This window comes from Mesorhizobium sp. M7A.F.Ca.CA.002.04.1.1 (genome assembly GCF_004022805.1).
Taxonomy (GTDB): Bacteria; Pseudomonadota; Alphaproteobacteria; order Rhizobiales; family Rhizobiaceae; genus Mesorhizobium; species Mesorhizobium ciceri.
In genome coordinates this window covers 1-1277 of the sequence record NZ_RZPL01001066.1, presented here as the reverse complement: position 1 = coordinate 1277, position 1277 = coordinate 1, and the positions used below count along the sequence as shown (strand labels likewise).

At 64.1% G+C, this 1277-nt stretch carries 2 protein-coding genes; both read left to right on the top strand.

Annotation, left to right across the window (positions count from 1 at the left end; genetic code table 11):
- A partial coding sequence (locus ENZ75_RS32140) for a DnaJ family molecular chaperone (protein ID WP_164888192.1) occupies positions 1-531 on the top strand: 531 nt, incomplete at its 5' end.
- Positions 528-1277 (top strand): N-acetylmuramoyl-L-alanine amidase (locus ENZ75_RS32135; protein ID WP_164888191.1); only part of this gene is annotated, 750 nt, incomplete at its 3' end. The genes ENZ75_RS32140 and ENZ75_RS32135, both read left to right, overlap by 4 nt.

Sequence of the window (1277 nt, the reverse complement as noted above, 5' to 3'; positions counted from 1 at the left end):
ACCCAGGACGAGGTGCGCGCCTTCCAGGAGATATTCGAAGTGCCGCCGAAGGAGACGCGCAATGTGGCGCGGCTGTTCGATCTCGCCCAGCGCGACGTGGCCGGTTTCGAAACCTATGCCGAGCGGATGGCCCAGATGTGCGGTTCGGGGCATTCCAACTGCGTGATGCTTGAAGACATACTCGACGGTCTGTTCCACATTGCCAAGGCCGACGGGCTGGTGCACGAGCGCGAAGGCCATTTCCTGCACCGCATCGCCGAGATTTTCCGCATCGACGAAGCGCATTACGAAGCCATCATGGCCCGGCACGTCAATCTCGGCGCCGGGGATCCCTATGTCGTGCTGGGCATCGAGCGCGGCAAGCCGTTCGAAGAGGTCAGGAAACGCTATCGCAAGCTGGTTTCCGACAATCATCCGGATCGGCTGATCGCGCGCGGCCTGCCTCAGGAATTCATCAAGATCGCGACCACCAGGGTGGCGGCGATCAATGCCGCCTACGAGATGATCGAGCGGGGCCTGCGCCACGCATGAGCGGCTTTCTGCCCGACGAGCCACGTGCCGAAGTCAGGGTATCGCCGAATTTCGGCCCGCGGCGCGAGACAACACCCAGGCCCGACATGATCGTGCTGCACTACACAGGCATGGCGACCGGCGCCGGGGCCGAGGCCTGGCTTTGCGATCCGGCCAGCGAGGTCTCGTCGCATTATCTGGTCCACGAGAATGGCCATATCGTGCAGATGGTCAGGGAAAGCGACCGCGCCTGGCACGCCGGCAAGAGTTCGTGGTTCGGATGCGCCGACATCAATTCCTGTTCCGTCGGCATCGAGATCGTCAATCCGGGGCATTCGCTGGGCTATCCCGGTTTTCCCCGGCGGCAGATCGATGCCGTGATCGGGCTGTGCCGGGGGATCGCCGGTCGGCATTCGATCGCCGCCGAGCGGGTACTCGCGCATTCCGATGTTGCGCCGGGGCGCAAAATCGATCCCGGCGAGAAGTTTCCGTGGCGGGCGCTATTCGAGGCCGGTGTCGGCCATCTCGTTACGGCCGCCCCCGTCAGGCGAGGCGCTACTCTGACAACCGGCGACACCGGCGGCGATATCGAAGCGTTGCAGTCGATGCTGGCGCTCTACGGCTATGGCGTTGAAATATCCGGCGTTTTCGACCGGCAGACGGAGGCGGTGGTCGAAGCCTTCCAACGGCATTTCCGGCCGCGCAAGGTGGACGGCGTTGCCGACGGCTCGACGCTGCGGACGCTGCAAAGGCTGCTTGCTTCCGTG